The organism is Ruegeria sp. BHSB064, assembly GCF_059613205.1.
In genome coordinates, this window is record NZ_JBXWSB010000057.1 from 1 (window position 1) to 19475 (window position 19475).

15 protein-coding genes are annotated in these 19475 nt (G+C 57.1%); 6 read left to right on the forward strand and 9 right to left on the reverse strand.

All coding sequences use genetic code 11. From position 1 onward, the window contains the following. On the reverse strand, positions 1–817 hold an 817-nt coding region (locus tag AC2FNU_RS14060), incomplete at its 3' end, for an ABC transporter transmembrane domain-containing protein (RefSeq protein ID WP_496789523.1). Positions 818–1005: 188 nt separating this feature from the next. On the opposite strand from AC2FNU_RS14060, the gene AC2FNU_RS14065 reads away from it, so the two are divergent. Then, positions 1006–1368, forward strand: a complete 363-nt coding sequence (locus tag AC2FNU_RS14065) for a DUF3307 domain-containing protein (protein WP_480801232.1) — start codon at positions 1006–1008, stop codon at positions 1366–1368. Positions 1369–1374: 6 nt separating this feature from the next. On the opposite strand, the gene AC2FNU_RS14070 is transcribed toward AC2FNU_RS14065, so the two are convergent. The 7 genes from AC2FNU_RS14070 to AC2FNU_RS14100 form a co-directional block, all read right to left on the reverse strand. After that, positions 1375–2106 (reverse strand): hypothetical protein, encoded by a 732-nt coding sequence (locus AC2FNU_RS14070; RefSeq protein ID WP_496789477.1) that lies wholly within the window; start codon positions 2104–2106, stop codon positions 1375–1377. Between the two features lie 56 nt (positions 2107–2162). Further along, positions 2163–3467: an NAD(P)/FAD-dependent oxidoreductase gene (locus tag AC2FNU_RS14075; RefSeq protein ID WP_496789481.1), complete on the reverse strand. Its 1305-nt coding sequence runs from the start codon at positions 3465–3467 to the stop codon at positions 2163–2165. Beyond that, positions 3464–4138 (reverse strand): TetR/AcrR family transcriptional regulator, encoded by a 675-nt coding sequence (locus tag AC2FNU_RS14080; protein WP_496789483.1) that lies wholly within the window; start codon positions 4136–4138, stop codon positions 3464–3466. Before AC2FNU_RS14080 ends, AC2FNU_RS14075 begins: the two co-directional genes overlap by 4 nt. Then, the gene (locus AC2FNU_RS14085; RefSeq protein ID WP_496789485.1) at positions 4139–5683 is read right to left on the reverse strand and encodes a trimethylamine methyltransferase family protein; all 1545 of its coding nucleotides are present in this window, start codon (positions 5681–5683) and stop codon (positions 4139–4141) included. 2 nt (positions 5684–5685) lie between these two features. Continuing rightward, the gene (locus AC2FNU_RS14090; protein ID WP_496789487.1) at positions 5686–8088 is read right to left on the reverse strand and encodes a GcvT family protein; all 2403 of its coding nucleotides are present in this window, start codon (positions 8086–8088) and stop codon (positions 5686–5688) included. Between the two features lie 114 nt (positions 8089–8202). After that, positions 8203–8832, reverse strand: coding sequence for a glutathione S-transferase family protein (locus AC2FNU_RS14095; RefSeq protein ID WP_496789489.1), 630 nt, complete (start codon positions 8830–8832; stop codon positions 8203–8205). 18 nt (positions 8833–8850) lie between these two features. Further along, a complete protein-coding gene (locus AC2FNU_RS14100) occupies positions 8851–9348 on the reverse strand; it encodes a class I SAM-dependent methyltransferase (protein WP_496789491.1) in 498 nt (165 codons plus the stop codon). Positions 9349–9581: 233 nt separating this feature from the next. Here AC2FNU_RS14100 and AC2FNU_RS14105 point away from each other — a divergent pair, with 233 nt between their 5' ends. The 5 genes from AC2FNU_RS14105 to AC2FNU_RS14125 are packed head-to-tail and all read left to right on the forward strand — an operon-like array spanning position 9582 to position 16806. Then, entirely contained in the window at positions 9582–11354 is a 1773-nt protein-coding gene (locus AC2FNU_RS14105) for an ABC transporter ATP-binding protein (RefSeq protein ID WP_496789493.1), read from the forward strand. Continuing rightward, complete coding sequence (locus AC2FNU_RS14110; protein WP_496789495.1) at positions 11347–13260, forward strand: ABC transporter substrate-binding protein; 1914 nt, start codon at positions 11347–11349, stop codon at positions 13258–13260. The genes AC2FNU_RS14105 and AC2FNU_RS14110 overlap by 8 nt, the downstream gene beginning before the upstream one ends. Positions 13261–13274: 14 nt before the next feature. Then, positions 13275–14303, forward strand: a complete 1029-nt coding sequence (locus AC2FNU_RS14115) for an ABC transporter permease (protein ID WP_171094404.1) — start codon at positions 13275–13277, stop codon at positions 14301–14303. Then, positions 14300–15454 (forward strand): ABC transporter permease, encoded by a 1155-nt coding sequence (locus AC2FNU_RS14120; RefSeq protein WP_496789500.1) that lies wholly within the window; start codon positions 14300–14302, stop codon positions 15452–15454. The genes AC2FNU_RS14115 and AC2FNU_RS14120 overlap by 4 nt, the downstream gene beginning before the upstream one ends. Beyond that, positions 15451–16806, forward strand: a complete 1356-nt coding sequence (locus tag AC2FNU_RS14125) for a CoA transferase (protein WP_496789502.1) — start codon at positions 15451–15453, stop codon at positions 16804–16806. Before AC2FNU_RS14120 ends, AC2FNU_RS14125 begins: the two co-directional genes overlap by 4 nt. Positions 16807–16894: 88 nt before the next feature. Here AC2FNU_RS14125 and AC2FNU_RS14130 read toward each other — a convergent pair whose 3' ends face one another. Beyond that, complete coding sequence (locus tag AC2FNU_RS14130) at positions 16895–19276, reverse strand: mechanosensitive ion channel domain-containing protein (RefSeq protein ID WP_496789505.1); 2382 nt, start codon at positions 19274–19276, stop codon at positions 16895–16897. Between the last annotated feature and the right edge of the window lie 199 nt (positions 19277–19475).

Sequence of the window (19475 nt, forward strand, 5' to 3'; positions counted from 1 at the left end):
TGTTTATGAATTTCATAAAGAACTTCTTCTGGTAGATCTCGAACCGGATGCCGAACAACCGCCCCAACTGATCCGAGATCATCGCCCGGCGATACCGCCAGCCGCCGTTGGTGCGCAGCGTCGACGCCCCTGCAGCGTTTTCACCGATTTGGGCCGCAAGCACCCGCACTTCCTGAATACGCTTTTTGTTCAGCAGGTTGATCTGGCGTTGCAGCTTGGGGATCAGCCAGGCTTGCACCGGGATCAAAGCCACAGCGGCCAAACCAAACCAAAAACTCTGTAAAAACAGGAAGGTCAGGATCGTGATCATCTGACCGGCCTGCAACACCGGCTGGCTGATCGCATCCCCCATCAACCCGCCCATCGGCTCGCTTTCAGCGGTGATCATCGACACCATTTCACCTTGGCTGACCCGCTCGAAATAAGGTTGCGGAAAGCGCAATGCGCGGCTGATCAACTGATAGCGAAAGCGTCGCAGCATCCGCTCGCTTAGCACACCCTTCATGGTGTTGATGCGCATTTTCATCAGGCCGTGTCCCAACACGGCCGCTAAAAACGCAAAACAGAGAATAACCAGAAAATTCGTCTGCGACATCGTATAGCCCCAGATGGTTACTTCTGGGTTGGGTGCACCAATCGCGTCGTTGATGATGCGCTTTGGCAGTTCCAGCGTCAGGTACAGCAGCGGGAACAATGTGGCTGTCACGGCCAGCAAGATCAGCTGGTCGCGTTTGGAGTACTTCCAGATAAAGCGGAAAATCGTGCGTTCTATGGAACCTGCCCCTGCTGCTGACCGTCGACGCGGTTCAGATGTTATCCACGCAAATTCAACAGCATGACTCTACTGCCATCCAGACACAATTAGCAATTTTTTTCCCGATTACGCGGATTCTTAAGCTTATGTGAACTAGTTCATTTACGTATGCCCATCTAATTGCCTAGAGTGGTCAACAGGACGATATCGGGAGGGTTCTTTTGACTGCCAGTTTTGGCGCAGTGTTCCTTATGCTTTGCTTGCTGCTTGTAAAGCATATGTTCGCTGACTTTTACCTCCAGACACCGAAAATGCTTGCTGGACGTGGTGAGTATTTTCACTTGGGACGCGCGCAACATGCTGCTGTGCATGTCGCGGGCTCTGTAATTGTGTTTGCGGTGTTTGGTGCGCCTTTGCTTTTCATTTTGATCGTCGCGGCGCTGGAATGGATCATCCATTTCAATATTGATTTCGTCAAAGCCAGTTATTCCGACAAGAATCGCCTGGAACCTTCCCAAGCCGCATTTTGGCGCGCGGCCGGGCTGGATCAACTGATGCACAACCTGACATATGTGGCGATGGTCTGGGCCTGGGTCACTTTCGCGGCAACCTGAAGCAGACTACGCTGCGTTGTCCAACGCGCCCGCCCGATAGGCTTGCAGCCACAGTCTGTCCAGCGCATCGATCTTTGCCGGATCGAACTTGTGTTCAACCTCCCAATACCGGCCCGACTCAACAGAATAACCCAGGTCCTGTTCGGCCTGCTGTGCTGCACGCATTCCAACTGTATCGACAAGCGGTAATGCCGAGAGGTTCGACAGGCTGGTCGAGGGAAAAACCAATCGGCTCGGCCCGCTGGACAACCGTACGGTTCTGCACCCTTGTGCGGCTGCAAAAAGCCCAAGGCGTGCGGATTTTGCTTCAAGCGAACGCAGTGTCACATCATCTCGCAGCGGGTCTGCGGTTCCGGTTCCGTAGAAATGGGTCTGCCCTGAACCAGAATACACCATATCGCATCCAAAGAACGCCATTACAGCTGGGTTCAAAGCCGACAACGCCCAATACCCCGCAGTAAAGGCCATGGTTCCACCCGCATAAACGAACCCACCATATTCGTTCTGTCGTGGGACGTAATCCTCCGCCGTGACGATGCGTTGAGTGGGGCCGATATCCGTTGGGCGTCTGTCAATCGGAAAGTCTTCGGGATGGATCAGGAAGTCCCAATCCTTGCGAATGCGCCAAGCGTTATTGATTGCGACGATATGCGTGAAAGGCGTGCGGGACCAAGTCTGTGCCTCCAACGCCGAAGGGGCACTTCCCAGGATCAAAACTTTGGTCTGTTTGTCGGTCATAGCAGGGCCACCTTCGTTGCCAGCCCCGCAAGACGTAGATCGTTTACAGCCCGTGACTAGCCCAGCACCGAGAAACTGCTTTCTTCGTTGATCGGGCGTTTGCGGGAATAGAAGCCCACATCAATGTTCCGCTTGATATAGGGCAGCTCGAACTGCAACGGTTCTGCATCATGATCAGCGCCACCTTCGCAATAGGTGATCAGGGCCGTCATCATCTTACCCGCAATCGGCGCGTTTTTGTACTGGTTCCCGCTGGAACCACAGGCCATGTAGAACCCCGGAAGACTGGATTTGTCATAGATCGGAATCCAGTCAGTCGATGCATCATACAGGTCAACAACGCCCCGCGTTTTCGACGGGATGCCAAGACTGGGGACACGTTGCGCATAACGCATCGCCTGCGTGGTCCATTGATCAGTGAACTCTCGGTTATAGTTCACATCGTCCTCGCACCACTGATGCGGATCGCATTCCGGGTCTTCTGATCCAACAAGGATGTGGTTTCCATGTTCCGGGCGACAATAACAGGCGATGTCGCTGTCCGAGACGATGGTTCCGTCATTTTCAAAGTCGAACCCTTCCGGCGCCGGGACGTGCACAACCTCTTGCCGCAAGGGACGGGTTTTGATGGTCATGTCATCCAGAACACCGGCCATCTCGTTGATGATCGCCGAACCCGGCCCCGCAACGTTGACCACGACCTTGGCGTGGATTTCCTCGCCAGACGCCAATTTGACACCGGAAACGCGGCCACCTTCAGTCAGAATTTCAGTGACTTCAGCGCCGGTGCGCACCTCGGCCCCATGCTGTTTCGCGGCATCCATCAGGTTCTGTGCAGACAAGGCCGGATCGGTGACGTACCCCGCCTGAGGCCAATAAACGCCGCCGGTCATCTTTCGCCCGTTGGAGTGACCAAACTCGGGGTCATCCATACGACGCGCCGGGGCAAAGCTGTCCAGCGAGTAAACCGGAAGGCGCTCGACCACTTTCTCAGCCGACCATTCTTCGTACGGACAATCCAAATCCGACGAATTGCGCATATGCTTTTCCAACATGCCGTTTGCCTCGGTCTTCATGACCAGACATCCGGTTTCACGGAACTGGGCCAGATTGGCATCTTCGGGCAGACCCAAATAATCGGCCCAGTCCCGCCAATAATGGTAACCTTCCCATGCAAAGGCGGTCCCGTCGAAGGTCGAGTAATGCATCCGGATAATGGCGCAGGACCCGGCGGTAGATCCGTGACCGACCTGAGTGTTACGGTCCAGTGACAAAGTTTTCCAACCTGCCTTGGACATCTCGAACGCGATTGCTGCGCCGATCACGCCGGTTCCAATAATGATGGCGTCTGGTTGACTCATGTCAGTTCTCCTTTCCAATAGCGCATTGAATACACGCTGAATTCTTCGACTTCTTCAGGTTTCGGCTCAACGCCGGTGAAAGCGTAGAGGTAATGCGGAACCATAGAAATCCGGGTTTCTATGGGCTCGTTCAATTGCGCCAGATCGTAACCAATCTGCATGTAATACAACACGCGCGCGCGAGTCTCGGCTTCGATGTCGGAATAGCCATAACGGGCAAACATAGCGTGCAGCGCCTCAAGCCTCCGTGCATCGGATTGGTCCAGCGCCCGCCGCACTTTGCCGGATTTGCGCGCCCAGTCGCGAACGGCAAAGTCCAGCGCAGTATCGAACAGTTCTGTATTCACCACGCATCGATGCACATTGCAAACGGCTGCTGTGATCGTCTCGGCCGGGGCTTCGGCCTGTGCGATCAAAGCGGCCGTGTTGGTCGCCTGCCAGCGGGCAAGCAGCGCATCCAACAACTCTTGCCGGGACTTGAAATACCAATAGAAAGATGATCGCGATACAGCCATCCGTTCGGCAAGGTTCAGAACCTTGATCTGGTCCACGCCGTCCGAAATCAGCACATCCATCGCCACGTTCAGCCAGTCGTCACGCGTGACCTTGATGTTGCCGACCAGGGGTTCGGCTTCGGGGTCGTCGCGATGCAGGACAGGTTTGGTATTCATTCAACTCTCCGGCGGCGCACCGCCTTCGGCGGTTCGGCGATCGATGAAATCGTGCAAGGCACCCAATTTGTCACCATCAACTGTTGGAGCTTTGAAGTCATTCAGAATACCCTTCCAAACGCCGGTGGCCCGGTGGTTTGCATCTACTGCACCTCGCTCGGTCCAGGTGCCAAAGTTTGCATAATCGTGCAGATGCGGTTGATAAAACTCGGTGTTGTAACGTTCCATGGTCTGGCTTGAGGCAAAGAAGTGGCCGCTGGGTTCTACTTCGCGCAAGGCAGTATCATATCCGATCTCGGCCGTGCCCGCCTGCGCACCCGCGCAAAGTTCGGCCACCATGTTCAGGACCTCAGCATCGCAGACCAGTTTTTCGAAAGAGACGGTCAGACCTCCCTCAAGCCAGCCGGCAGAGTGGATGATCACGGTCGCCCCGGCCATCAGACACCCCCACAAACCAAACTGGTTCTCGTTCGCAGCCTGCACATCGTTGATGTTTGACGCTGATCCGGCAGCAGACCGCCAAGGCAGTCCAAGATGCCGCGACAGTTGCCCAGCCGCCAGGGACGCCTGAAAATGTGACGGCGTACCGAAAGCAGGCGCACCGGATTTCATGTCCACATTGCTTGTGAACGTTCCATAACAGACCGGAGCACCGGGCTTGGCCAACTGCGTCAGGGTCAAAGCGGCAAGCGCCTCGGCATGGGACAACGTAATCGCCCCGGCCACCGTAATCGGCGCCATCGCCCCCATCAGGGTAAACGGCGTGATGATCGACATCTGACCATGCCGTGCAAAGTCAATCAGACCTTGCGCCATCGGAATATCCAACGTGCGCGGGCTGTTGGTGTTGATAATCGTGTAGCAATGCGCATTGCCGCGGAATTCATCATCCGAAAGGCCACGGGCAGTGGACAGCATCTCAAAGCAATCCATCACCTGCGGTGTGCCGCGCGAGAAAAAGAAAGGGAACTTGTCCGTCAGCTCCATCTGCGCTTGTGTCGTGAAATAGTGGCGCAGATGGGTCGGCACGTCCTGCGGCTCGACCTGAGGGGAAATCATCTGGAACACATCGAAATGATGCGTAAGCTTCAGAAACTCCAGATAATCCTGCCCTGTCGCGGGGCGACGTCCCCGTTCCAGATCGGTTGCGTTCGGCGCGCCTGCACCCGGTTGAAAAACCAGCGAACCCAGTTCAAGCGTGAAGTCCCGCCGCCGCGCTCCGGCCCGACAATCAATAGATTTGGGGGCCGAGGCTACTGCAGCATCAACCATCTCGCGCCCGATGAAGACCATTTCGCTGTCTTCATCCACACGTGCACCACCTTGTTTGAACAGTTTGCGCGCCTCGGGAAGCAGACATTTAACACCCAACTCCTCCAGCGTCCGCAAAGCAGTCTCATGCATGTCGGCGATCTGATCTGCCGGGAATACTTCCATCAAAGGAAAGGGATTCCTGAGTTGGCGATAGTTCACATCGCGGCTGGGTGGCGGGGCTGCCTCAGCCCCCCGTCCACGCCGCCTGCGTCCTCTGTCCTGAGCGGTCATGATTAGCCTCGCATCGCTTTGCCCTGCGGGTCATAGGGCGACGGCGCAATCACCCGTGCCGACCGTTCCACGCCCACCACATGGACGGACAGTTCCGTGCCCGGTTCAGCCTTGTCGCGGTCGATCAAGGCCATCACCAGCGACTTGCCGGTGCAATGCCCATAGCCGCCCGAGGTCACGAAACCGACGCGTTCACCATCGGCCCAGATCGGCTCGTAACCGCTGGCATCCGCGTCCACAGCATCGATTTCCAACGTCGCCTGCACCTGTGCCGGACCATTGCCATCACGTTCAGCCAGCGCGGCTTCTTTACCGACAAACTCTTTTTCCCAGTCTATCCAACGATCCATGCCGGTCATACCGGGGGTATAGGCTTGCGTGAATTCCGCTGACCAAATGCCAAAGCTCTTTTCCAACCGGGTCGACCCCATGGCGTTGAAACCAACCTCCCGAATGCCCTCTTCGGCGCCGGCCTCCAACAAGATACGGCGCAGCTTGATATGGTCACCGTAGCGGCAGTTGATTTCGTACCCTTTTTCGCCTGTCACCGACATGCGCGCCACACGAGCCCGAACAAGGCCGATGTCGAAATCGCCACAGCCCATGAACTTGAGGCCAGAAATGTCCTGTTCCGCCAGCTTTTCGACCACGGTCTGCGATTTCGGTCCGACCACGGCAAAGCCGCAATATTCCTCGCCCAGATCGCGCAGTTCGACCCTGTCAATCATGTGATCGTCGAACCAGCGCATGTGCCAGGCGCGCAGATAATAGCTGCCCATGATCCACCAGGTACCGTCGCCCCAGTTCAACACGGTCAGGTCACCCTTGAGCCGCCCATCCTCACCCAGCATCGGGGCAAGCTTCGCACGCCCCGGCGCAGGCAATTTCGAGGCCATAACCCTGTCCAGCCACGCTTTGGCATTCGGGCCGGTGACTTCAAACCGCGAAAAGCCCGAGATATCCATCAGGCCCACACCCTCACGGATGGCTTTGCACTCTTCCGCCACGATGTCATGTGCATTGGAGCGCTTGAGTGTCGGCGTTTCCTCGAACCCTTTCTCTGCGAAATACAGCGGCACCTCCAAATCCCAGCTGACGCCCCATTTGCAGCCCGCTTCTGTCATTGCGTCATGTGCCGGGGCCATCTTCAGCGGACGGCCTGCGGGAAGCTGTTCGTTCGGATAGGTCATCACAAAACGGCGGGAATAGAACTGCCCCGTGGTTTCGCGAATATAGCGTTTGTTCTGTGCATAATCGCCGTAACGGGCCACATCCATGGACCAAGCATCGGCCTCGGGCTCACCATGGATCATCCATTCGGCCAGCGTCTTGCCAACGCCACCCCCTTGCAGGAAGCCCGCCATCACAGCGCAAGCCGACCAATAGCCACGTTTGCCGGGGACAGGCCCAACCAGCGGGTTGCCATCTGGCGAGAACGTGAAGGCCCCGTTCACCCATGTCTTGATGCCAACATTTTGGATCGAGGGGTAACGCTCAAAGCCCAGGGTCAGCTCGTTCTCAATCCGGTCGAGCTGTTCCTGGAATAATTCTTCACCGTAGTTCCACGGCGCACCATCCATGGCCCAGTGCTCGTGATCGACCTCATAAATGCCGACCAGAACACCTTTTTGATCCTGCCGCATATAGGTGAACCCTTCAAGATCCACGGTCATGGGCATCTCAAAATCGGCGGCAGCAACTTCTGGCACAGTGTCGGTGATCAGATAGTGGTGCTTAAGCGGCGACACCGGCAATTCGACCCCGGCCATTCGTCCGACCTGCTTGGCCCAGAGACCCGCAGCGTTGACGACATGCTCGCAAGTAATGGTGCCTTTGTCGGTCACAACATGCCAGCCATCATCGGTCTGGATCAGTTCTTCGACCTTGGTTTCCTCGTAATACTCAGCACCACGTTTTTTGGCTGCTGTAGCATAAGCCTGCACTGTTCCCGTCGTGTCGATATACCCTTCACGATCCGCCCACATGGCCCCGATCACGCCATCCGTCGACATGATCGGGCAGCGTTTCTGCGCTTCTTGCGGTGTCAGTAGCTCGCAATCGTCGATCCCGATGGACTGGAAAATACGGTAATTGGCCTGCAACCACTCCCACCGTTCGGGCGTTCCGGCAAGGGTCAGGCCACCTGTCATGTGCAGACCGATATTCTGGCCCGATTCCTTTTCGATCTCGCTGAGAAGGTCGATGGTATAGGCCTGCAATGTGGCCATGTTCGGGTCAGCGTTCAGTGCATGGATGCCACCCGCCGCGTGCCAAGAAGACCCGGACGCCAATCGCCGCCGTTCGAGCATAACAACATCGGACCAGCCGAACTTGGCCAGGTGATACAGAACCGAGGCCCCAACAACCCCGCCCCCAATGACCACAACGCGATACTGAGATTTCATCCGAACCTCTCCCCAATACAGACTCTGGGGAGACGCTAGTGACACTGTTCACTTCTGTCTAGACATTTCTGTACAGTCGGTGTCACAAGTCTGCTGTGTTAGGAGATCCGGTTTCTACAGATTGGCGCTCGGACGGGATTGTATGCGTTCAAACCAGGCTGTTGTGGCGGTGTTGCCTTCGGGAATTCGCATTTTGATCACCCGCGCAAAATCCACAAAAACAAAGGCCGAAATATCGGCGAGCGTAAACTCGCCCCCTGCAATAAAGCGGCTTTCCGTCAACCGCGCCTCCAAAAGATCGAAAAACCGCGCCACGCGATCTTTTCCCCGCTGCGCCAGTTCCGGGATCTGAGCATAGTTGAACGGGCCAGGAATGGCGCGGTCCCTGAAGGCGGGGTGACTGTTGCGCAACGCTTCGGCGATGGGCAAACCACCCTGCTGTTCGACAATCGCATTCCACATCAGGACCAGACCTTTTTTATCTGGTGTTCGGCCCATCAAAGGCGGTTCGGGGCAATGCGCTTCAAGATACGCAGCGATACCCAGGTTCTCGGTCAGAACAGCGCCCTCATCTGTGACCAGTACAGGCACAGTCGCGCGCGGATTGATGGCGCGAAACGCCTCGCTCAGTTGCGCGCCTTCAGCGATTGAGACCTCGCGGGTTTCGATCTCAAGCCCTTTTTCCGCAATGAACATGCGGGCACGTCTGGGGTTGGGGGCTGTTGAGCAATCGTAGAAAATCATACTTGTGCCCCTTTCCGGTCAGCGACGGTAAATGAAACAGCGCCCTTCGACAGCGCCTGCGGGCAGCGGCATTTCCGTCAGCCCTTCAAAATACATCCGGTCACTCGACACCATCAGGCCACCCGGCGCCAGCAATGGCTCGATCAGCGGCGACACGAAGCGCGCAAATTTATCGTTCTTTTCACGGTTGTGCCCGCCCAGATCCGCATGGATCAGGCTTGCGGTCGCTCCAAACCGGTCAACCGATGCCGGCAGCGTCTCGCGCACATCGCCCAGGATCACCCGATCCTCGGGCGGGGTGGAATCCGGATGCGAGGCGACCGCGCGTTCGAACACGTAAACCGGACGCTCATCCGTATGCTGCACCAGATGGTGATACGTGCGTCCGTTGCCCAGACCCAGCTCGAACACCGGACCGGCCATGCCGTGGGTATGCGCTATGGCAAAATCCAGACAGGCACGCTGCGACACCATGCGGTCGATGAACAGATCCAGACGGCTTTGATTCTCGGACACCGGTAAATATCTCCTTGATACCAATCGGAAGCATAGATGCGCCCGATGCCGCTCTAGATGACAAATTCTCAAGACTTTGTGTAGCGATGAAGCCCAAAGTTTCACATTTCCGCGACATTTCAGCCTAAGAACGGGTTTGACTAGATGGGCGGAACCGCGCGACACTGATGAAAAAATCACGGGGAGTTGAAACAACCGATGTTACCTCTTGGCCAAACGGGTAGAAAACCCGCATGAGCGCGTTGTTGTCCGTCAGAAACCTGAGCATTGGCTTTGGTACGGGCAATTCCGTGGTCACGGATGTGAACTTCGACGTCGAGGCCGGTCAGACGCTTGCATTGGTGGGTGAATCCGGATCGGGCAAAACCATCACATGCCGGGCTGCATTACGTATTCTACCCCGTTCCGCACAGATCCGCAGCGGCACCATAACCTTGAACGATTCCAAAGGGATGTCTGAACTGACATCGATCTCAGAACGCGAGATGCGCAACATTCGCGGCAACCGGGTTTCGATGATCTTTCAGGAACCCATGCGCTCGCTTTCGCCTTTGCACAAGATCGGCAATCAGGTCAGCGAAGTCCTTTGGCTGCATCGCGGGTTGTCCGAGGCTGAAGCCCGGAAACAGGTTCTGACCCAGTTTGACCGCGTGGGCTTTCCAGACCCGCAGCGTGCCTATGACTCGTACCCGTTCGAGCTGTCGGGTGGCATGCGACAGCGTGCCATGATCGCCATGGCAATGGTATCCAAGCCCGAACTTCTGATTGCGGACGAGCCGACCACTGCGCTTGACGTTACGACACAGGCACAGGTGCTTGGTCTTATAAAGGAATTGCAACGCGAGACCGGCATGGCGCTGATCCTCGTCACCCATGACCTCGGCGTGGTTGCCAATATGGCCGAGCAGGTGGTGGTCATGCACAAGGGCCGCATCATGGAATCTGGCCCCGCCGCGCCGATCCTGACCGCCCCGGCGCATCCCTATACCAAACAATTGTTCGACGCCGCACCCGCAATACCGGATCAGGATGCCGTAGGGATTCCCATGCCTGACGAGGATCTGATCCTTCAGATGAAGGGCGTGTCCAAGACTTATACGATGAGGTCCAGCAAGGGATGGCAGGCCGACAAGGCCATATATGCCTGCCGCGGAGTGGACCTTAATCTGGCGCGCGGAAAAACGCTGGCCATTGTTGGGGAAAGCGGATCAGGCAAGACAACGGCGGCCCGCATTGCACTGGGGGCGGAACTGCCGGACCCCGGCGGCGAAGTTCTGTTCCGCACCGCGCCGGACGCTGACCCAATCACGGTACACAGCATGACGCGTGCCCAGCGCACGGCGTTTCAGCGCAAAGCGCAGATGGTGTTTCAGGACCCTTACAGTTCGCTGAGCCCCCGCATGCGTATCCAAGACGCAATGACCGAGCCGCTTGAGATCCACAAGATCGGCACCGTGGCTGAACAGCGCGAGAAGGCGGCCGAGATGCTGCAGCGCGTTGGCCTGACAGAAGACATGCTGAAACGCTATCCCCACGCTTTCTCCGGCGGGCAGCGGCAGCGCCTTTCAGTGGCCCGCGCCATGATGCTGGACCCGCAGCTGATTGTTTGTGACGAACCTACTTCGGCTCTGGACGTCTCGGTTCAGGAGCAGATCCTGACCTTGTTGGAACACCTGCAAGACAGTCTGAACCTGTCTTATCTGTTTATCTCGCACGATCTGGCCGTTGTCGCCCGGATCGCTGATGAAGTTGCCGTCATGCGGCGCGGCCTGATTGTCGAACAGGCACCGCCCGAAACGCTTTTCTACAATCCGCGTCACCCTTACACCAAGGCGCTGATTGCCGCTCAACCCGAACCCGACATCAACCGTCCGATTGACCTGCAATTGGTCTCTCTGGGCGCCGGCGCGCCGGACAGTTGGGAAGAAGCCTTCCGTTTCTCTGACACCGTGATACCTTCATTGGTGGAATTGGAACCGGGCCATAAGGTACGTTGCCATGTTTAAGACCACTCGCCCCCTGATCCTGGCCGCAATGCTGGCCCTGTCGGGGATGCTGCCCGCGACGGCAGAAACCGTTCCTGCCCCTCAGGAAAGCACCTTCTGGAGCTCTGAGGTTGAGGCCGGCAATCTTCCGCCTGTTGAAGAACGTCTTCCCAAAGAACCGCTGGTTGTTGATCTGGCCGCCAAAGGTCGCGAATTCGGAACCCAAGGTGGCACCTTGCGTACGATGGTGACGCGGTCGAAAGATATCCGCCAAATGGTCGTTTATGGCTATGCTCGCCTTGTCGGGTTTAACCAGGACTATGAAATTGTGCCCGACCTGCTGGCGTCTTTCGAGAACGAAGACAATCGCAAGTTCACGCTGAAACTGCGGGAAGGGCATAAATGGTCGGATGGCTCGCCCTTTACGTCAGAAGACTTCCGCTATTGGTGGGAAGAGGTCGCCAATAACGAATTGCTCAGCCCCTCGGGCCCGCTTGAGTTTCTGATCGTCGAAGGCAAGTCACCCACTGTCACCTTCCCTGATGAAACCACGGTGATCTTCGAATGGGAGGATCCAAACCCAGACTTCCTGCAAACGCTGGCGAATGCCCGACCACCCTTTATCTACCGACCGTCAGCGTTCCTCAAACAATATCACGAGAAATACGCCGATCCCGAGGAACTGGCGTTTCTGGTTGAGGACGCAAGGGTCAAAAGCTGGGCCGCGTTGCACAACAAGCTGGACAACCTTTACAAGTTCGACAACCACGAACTGCCGACATTGCAACCTTGGCTGAACGCAAGCTCAGGTAAAAAGATCCGCCACAACTTCGTGCGCAACCCCTATTACCACCGCATCGACAGCAACGGGGTGCAGCTTCCCTATATTGACGTGGTCGAGATGGAGATTGTGGCCCCCGGCCTTGTCGCCGCGAAGACCAACGCAGGTGAAAGCGATCTGCAAGGTCGCGGCTTGGCCTTCCGGGACGCGTCGATCCTTAAAAAAGGTGAGGCACAGGGTGGTTACAAAACCCTGCTCTGGAAAACCGGCGTCGCGTCCCAGGTCGCGATCTATCCGAACCTCAACTTTGCAGATGACGTCTGGCGCGACGTGTTGCGTGACGTTCGCGTTCGACGCGCTTTGTCGTTGGCTATCGACCGCAACACAATCAATCAGGCCCTGTATTTCAAACTCGCACGGCCTGCGGCGATGTCCGTGCTGCCCGCATCGCCTTTCTACAGTGAAGAGAACGCCGCAGCCTGGGCGCAGTACGATATTGATCAGGCCAATGCCCTGCTGGACGAGGCCGGCCTGACTCAGCGCGACAAGAATGGCATCCGTCTGTTGCCGGATGGCCGTCCGATGGAGTTGATCATCGAAACCGCCGGTGAACGGCAAGAGGTCGAGAACGCCCTGCAGATTGTCACCGACAACTGGCGCGAGATCGGGGTCAAGCTGGTGATGCGTCCATTGGACCGCGACATTCTGCGCAACCGCGTGTTTGCGGGCAACTCGATGGCGTCAGTTTGGTTTGGATGGGATGATGGCATCCCGCAGGCACATACGTCACCTGCCTATCTGGCACCTACCGATCAAGTGTTCCTCGCCTGGCCCAAATGGGGTCAGTTTTACCAGACAAAAGGCGAGGCTGGCGAAGCCCCCGACATGCCCGAAGCCGAGCGCCTGATGGAACTGGCCCATGACTGGGAAATCGCCACAAGCGATGAAGAACGCACAGCTGCCTGGACGGAAATGCTGAAAATCCATGCGGATCAGCTGTATGCAATTGGCATCCTAAACGGCGCACCCCAGCCCGTCGTTGTATCAAACCGTCTGCGCAACGTACCGGAACAGGCCATGTGGGCATGGGAACCCGGCGCGCATTTCGGTATCCATCGCCCGGATGAGTTCTTTTTCGCCGACTAAGCAGGAGCAGCAAAATGGTCATGCTGCGCTATGCGGTGTATCGATTCTTCACGATGCTGCTGACGCTGTTGGTGGTCTCTGTTCTGATTTTTACGATCATCAACCTGCCGCCCGGTGACTATCTGAGCAACCAGATCGCCGAGCTTCAGGCCTCGGGCCAATCTGCTGGTGTCGCCAAGGCCGAGTTTCTGCGTACGGAATACGCTCTGGATCGTCCCATCTGGGAGCAATACCTGATCTGGATGGGGTTCTGGCCTGGACCACACGGGTTTTCTGGATTGATTCAAGGGAACTATGGCTGGTCGTTTGAATTTGACCGACCTGTTTCAGAAATTGTTGGCGATACGCTTTGGCTCACTGTTGTGGTCAACCTGGCCGCAATTCTGTTCGTCTATGCAGTGGCGCTGCCATTGGGCGTCATAGCCGCTGCGCGGTCGCGCACATGGATCGATTATACCTCGGCCTTTGTCGGATATTTGGGCCTGGCCACACCGAACTTCCTGTTGGCTCTGATCTTGTTCTACTACGGGCACCAGTATTTCAACCTGCCCATTGGCGGCCTTATGGATCCCAAGTTCGAAGGCGAGCCGATGAGTTGGGACAAGCTGAAATCCATCCTCATTCACTTGATCGTGCCAACCTTTGTGATCGGCACATCGGGGGCCTCGGCCATGATGCAGCGCCTGCGGGCGAACATGCTGGATGAGCTTGGCAAGCCTTATGTCGAAACTGCGATTGCCAAAGGTATGGCCCCGTCGCGGATGCTGACCAAATACCCACTGCGCGTGGCGTTCAACCCTTTCGTGGCCGATATCGGCAACCTGCTTCCGTCAATGGTGTCAGGCTCGGTTCTGGTTTCTGTTGTTCTGGGCCTGCAAACCATTGGCCCAACCCTGCTGACGGCTTTGAAAACGCAGGACCAGTTCCTTTCGGCCTTCATTCTGATGTTTGTCGCTTTGCTGACGCTGATCGGAACGATGATCTCGGATATTCTGTTGGTGATGCTCGATCCGCGCATCCGTTATGAGGGGCGTGAAGCATGACTGACCGTCCCGATGACCGCTTTGTCGATGACGCGCCTTTTGACCCGCAGGCGTCTGTTCAGCAACTGGAGCGTGCGGATCTGGACGCACCAAACTGGGTGCTGGTCTGGCGCAAATTCCGCACTCACAAGCTTGGCCTGATCTCGGGCATTTTCCTGCTGTTTTGCTACCTGATGCTGCCCTTTGCCGGGTTCATCGCGCCCTATGGGCCCAACGACCGCAATGGCGAGCACCTTTATGCCCCGCCCCAATCGGTTCACTGGTTCCACGAAGGCGAGTTTATTGGCCCCCATGTATATCCCATTGTTGCCGAAGCGGATCTTGAGACATTCCAGTGGAAATTTGTGCCCGACACAGACGACCCACGCCCCATCAGGTTCTTTTGCGAAGCGTCAGAATACCGTCTGGCCGGGTTCATACCATCCGACACGCATTTGTTTTGCGCACCCGAAGGGGCCACCTTGTTCCTGTGGGGATCTGATCGGCTGGGCCGCGACATCTTCAGCCGCATCCTCTATGGTGCGCAGCTGTCCTTAACGGTCGGCTTGATCGGCATCTCTGTGTCTTTCTTTCTTGGCATCCTCTTCGGTTCGATGGCGGGCTATTTCGGCGGGCGCATCGACTGGACCATCAATCGGGTCATCGAAATTCTGCGCTCGTTGCCGGAACTGCCTCTGTGGTTGGCCCTGTCTGCCGCAGTGCCATCGAATTGGAGCCCGGTCGCGGTCTTCTTCATCATCTCGATCATTCTGGGCATACTCGATTGGCCGGGCCTCGCACGCTCTGTTCGCGCCAAGTTCCTTTCACTGCGTGAGGAAGAATATGTGCGCGCGGCTGAAATGATGGGCGCAAGCTCAGGCCGCGTAATCCGAAAACACCTGCTGCCGAATTTCATGTCGCACCTGATCGCATCTGCCACGTTGTCGATCCCGGCCATGATCCTGGGGGAAACAGCACTCAGCTTCCTTGGGTTGGGCTTGCGGGCACCTGCTGTCAGTTGGGGCGTCATGCTGAATGATGCGCAAAACCTCGCGTCGATCGAGATCTATCCCTGGACGGCCATCCCGATGCTGCCAATCATTGTGGTGGTGCTTGCTTTCAACTTCCTTGGTGACGGGCTGCGCGACAGCCTTGACCCCTATCAGCAATGAGCCTCCTCGCCACACTTCCGGCTGTAGACAGCTATCGCAGAACTGGTGAAGGCGCATTGCCAAGTGCTTTCGCTGTGTCCGAACTGGCCACAGCCAGCTTTGCTGCGGTTGGTCACGAAATGGCCCGGCTGATGCAAGCGCTCAACCTGTCCTCTGCCACACCTGACAGCACCGTCGATCACCGGCTGGCGTCCCTTTGGTTCGGTTACTCCTTCAAACCAGACGGTTGGGAAATGCCGAGCCTGTGGGATGCCGTCGCTGGTGATTACAAAGCGTCGGACGGGTGGATCAGGTTGCATACCAACCTGACCCGCCATCGAGCCGCAGCGTTAAAAGTCCTTGGTGCCCAGCCTGATCGACAGAAAGTGGCCGCTGCCGTTAAGTCATGGTCCATAGCCCAGCTTGAGACTGCTGTGGTCGCGGAAGGCGGCGTTGCAGCGGCCATGCGAAGCCGCACTGAGTGGCTGGAACACCCGCAAGGACGCGCCGTGTCACGCGATCCGCTGATCGGTTGGCAGGGACCGCGCTATGTCAAGCTGCGCGATAGGCCGCAGGCAACTGCCGAACGGCCCTTGGCAGGATTGCGCGTGCTTGACCTGACACGTGTTCTAGCCGGTCCGGTTTCAACCCGCACATTGGCCGGTTTCGGGGCCGAGGTTCTGCGCATCGACCCACCTGATTGGGATGAGCCGGGTGTGATCCCCGACATCTCGCTCGGGAAACACTGCGCCTATCTTGACTTGAAATCAGACGATGGGCTGAAACGGCTGCAAGAGTTGCTGTCTCAGGCGGATGTGTTTGTGCACGGGTATCGACCGGGCGCGCTGGACGCTTTGGGTCTGACACGCGCCAAGCGTGATGAGCTTGCCCCGAACCGGATTGAGGTCACTCTGGACGCCTATGGCTGGCAAGGCCCGTGGTCTACCCGGCGCGGTTTTGACAGCCTTGTCCAGATGAGCGCCGGTATTGCCCATACCGGAATGGGCTGGGCAAACGAAGATAAACCGACCCCATTGCCAGTTCAGGCTTTGGATCATGCGACAGGCTATTTGATGGCCGCCGCCGTTCTGTCAGCGCTGGCAGAGGCCGCATCGGGCAATTCCATCATGCACGCCCACCTGTCCCTTGCTCGCACGGCCGAGCTTCTGGCCGTTCTCGGCAAGGAGGATGCCGACGCCGCACCCATCAGCCCAACGACCGCAGACTACAACACAGAACCCGAAGCCTCCGGCTGGGGGCCCGGCCAGCGGCTCAAGCCTGCGCTGCAAGTCGGTGAGGCATCAATGCGCTGGGATCTGCCTGCATCAAAACTGGGCACATCCAAGCCTGTTTGGCCCTTTAACGCCCAGTGACCCAACCGCCGCGCGGAACGCGCGGCCCCGGCCCAACGCTTTGTGTGGCGTCTCGTCAGAGACGCAATCCAAAGCGGCGGGAGAGCCCCTATCGGTCGTCGCCGCCCGGCCCGATGTCATCCAGATAATCTTCGTCGATTGCAGCCTGCACTGCTCCGGTCACCGCTTCACGTTGCTTGGGCGTCAGATCCTCTGCTTCTTTACCTTCCGCCAGTCTCACGGTCACTTCACGGTGTGCAAACTTGATTCCTTCCCGGGCAAACAATTCACGAATGTCCTGGTAGACCTTTTTACGCACCAACCATTGATCGCCCGGTTTGGTCATGAACTTGACCCGGATGATCATGGCAGAATCCTGCATCTCGATCACACCCTGAGACTTCAGCGGCTGGATGAAATTGTCGCCAATCACAGGATCGCTCAGCAATTGCTGACCCAGTTTCTTGATCAGCTTGCGCACTTTCTCGACATCCGTGTCATAGGTGACGCGCAAGGGCAGTTTCATGATGACCCAATCGCGGGAATAGTTCGTCAGCACCTTTATCTCACCAAAAGGAATGGTGTTCAGCGCACCCAGATGGTGACGCAGTTGCATAGACCGGACCGAGATCTTTTCCACCGTGCCTTTGACATCCCCGATGTCGATGTATTCACCTTTGCGGAACGCATCATCCAACAGGAAAAACGCGCCGGAAAATATATCACGCACCAATGTCTGCGAACCAAAGCCAACCGCCAGACCAACCACACCGGCGCCAGCAAAGAGCGGACTGACATTGATGCCCAGTTCCATCAGAACAATCAGCACGATTGTCACAACAACAACGGCCAGAATGGCACCGCGGAACAGGGGCAGCAACGTTGCCAGACGGCTTTGCCCGCCTTCGCCACCTTCATCGCCCAGCTCAGCCTCGCTCCCGTCATCGACCTCTTCAGCGATTTTACTGTCGATCCAGATGCGGAAGAAGTGAAACAGGATGTAGCCGATGAAGATGATGACCATTACATCCAGCGCGCGCTCGACCGGCAAATCCTGGCTCCAGTCCGCGTCCGGGTACCAGATGACGACAAGCGCATAGGCCCCAATCACAAAAGCCAGAATGCCAGCCACCCGGCGGGCCAGATCTTCGTAAGTCAGAAGGTATTGCTTGCGCTGCTCCGCCTCGGGCGTTTCCACCGGTGCGACGTCGTCATCCGCGGCGGCTGCTTCTTCGTTGATTTCGTCAATCATGCGGGACCGGTCGAAATACCGCTCCAGCAAATAATTCATCGCGCCATAGGCGATGACGACGGACATGAAGATCAGATAGCTGCTGGCAATAAGAGGAATCGGCGTCGGGTTCTCCAGCGCCAGATCAACGGCCAAACGAAACCAGCTGAACACGACGTAGACGATCAGGACCGGCGCCCAGCCATAGGACACGACCCGCAGTAACCACGATACCTGATCCGACGTCCGTCCACCCCGGATCGCGTGCGAGATCGCGCGGGCGTTGAACAGGATCATAAGAACGTTGCCCAACGCGCCAAGCATCGTGAGCCCGCCGTAAACCATGGCGTAAACGTTGTAGTTCAGACCAAAATCCGCGACCCAGGTCGCAAACAAAACAACCGAGATGTCGTAGGTCGCCAATGCCGACGCCCAGATGTAAAGCCTGCGCGCGTTTTTGTCCGAGAAAGGCGGCAGACGGTATTGGCTCAGATAGGGCGACAAAACCATCCGCCACAAATCGGATACAGTGCGCGCCAGGAAGAACGCCGTGAAGATGGCCGTGACTGTAAACTGGATCGAGATATCCTCGGCCTCGCCGAAGAACAGATACCCAACAATCAGCGCCATGAGCATGGCAAAGATCGTGCCGCCAATCCCCATCAAAAAGCGAAAGACAAGGAACGGCATCTTTTCGCGGTATCCAACAGGGTCGTCTTTGACCCGGGCCACAACCCAACGCCGAGCAAAGCGTTTGCCGTAAATCTCGATCGACAGCCAACGCCCAAGCAGCAGGAACAGGATGTTCCATCCCAGAACCTCGACATAGGTCTGGATCCGCCCGTCGGGGCTGGTTTGGCGCAGAATATACTGCACCTCGAACACCGAATAGGGCAGAGCTTCGAACCGCGATTGCATCGAATCGCGGAATTTCGAGAACCGCTCCTGCGCCTTCATCAGTTGCGATCCGTCGCTCATGGGGTTGTTTGCCCCACCGCCGCCTTCGGCTGAGCTTGCCTCGGCGCTACCCGCCGTTGTTACAACCTGACCGGTGCTGTCTATGACAATCACACTCGCGCCAGCCTCGCTGGCGGCACGGATCGCGGCGGCAAGATCGTTTTCGGGCGGGGTATCGGATGTGCTGCCCGACCCCGAACCGTAACCGGGAATCAAGGATGTCTGCGCCGAAACGCCGACCGGAAAAGCCAGAATGAAGGCCCACAAAGACAGGACTATTGCGGCCAGAAAGGTATGTTTCATGGGGTCTTGCATCCAGTTTTCCCGATGCAGGCCAGAATAGAGAAGCGTTGAAGGCAGTTCAAACACTCGCACACACCCCGTCTCAATATCGTGTTGGGGCGTGTTCTTGGCGCACAGTCGTTTTGCAGCTATTTTCAATCTGACAAAAATTGAATATGAAATTGCACAGGTTGCGGGCGTCTGCGCGTCAGCGATTTGA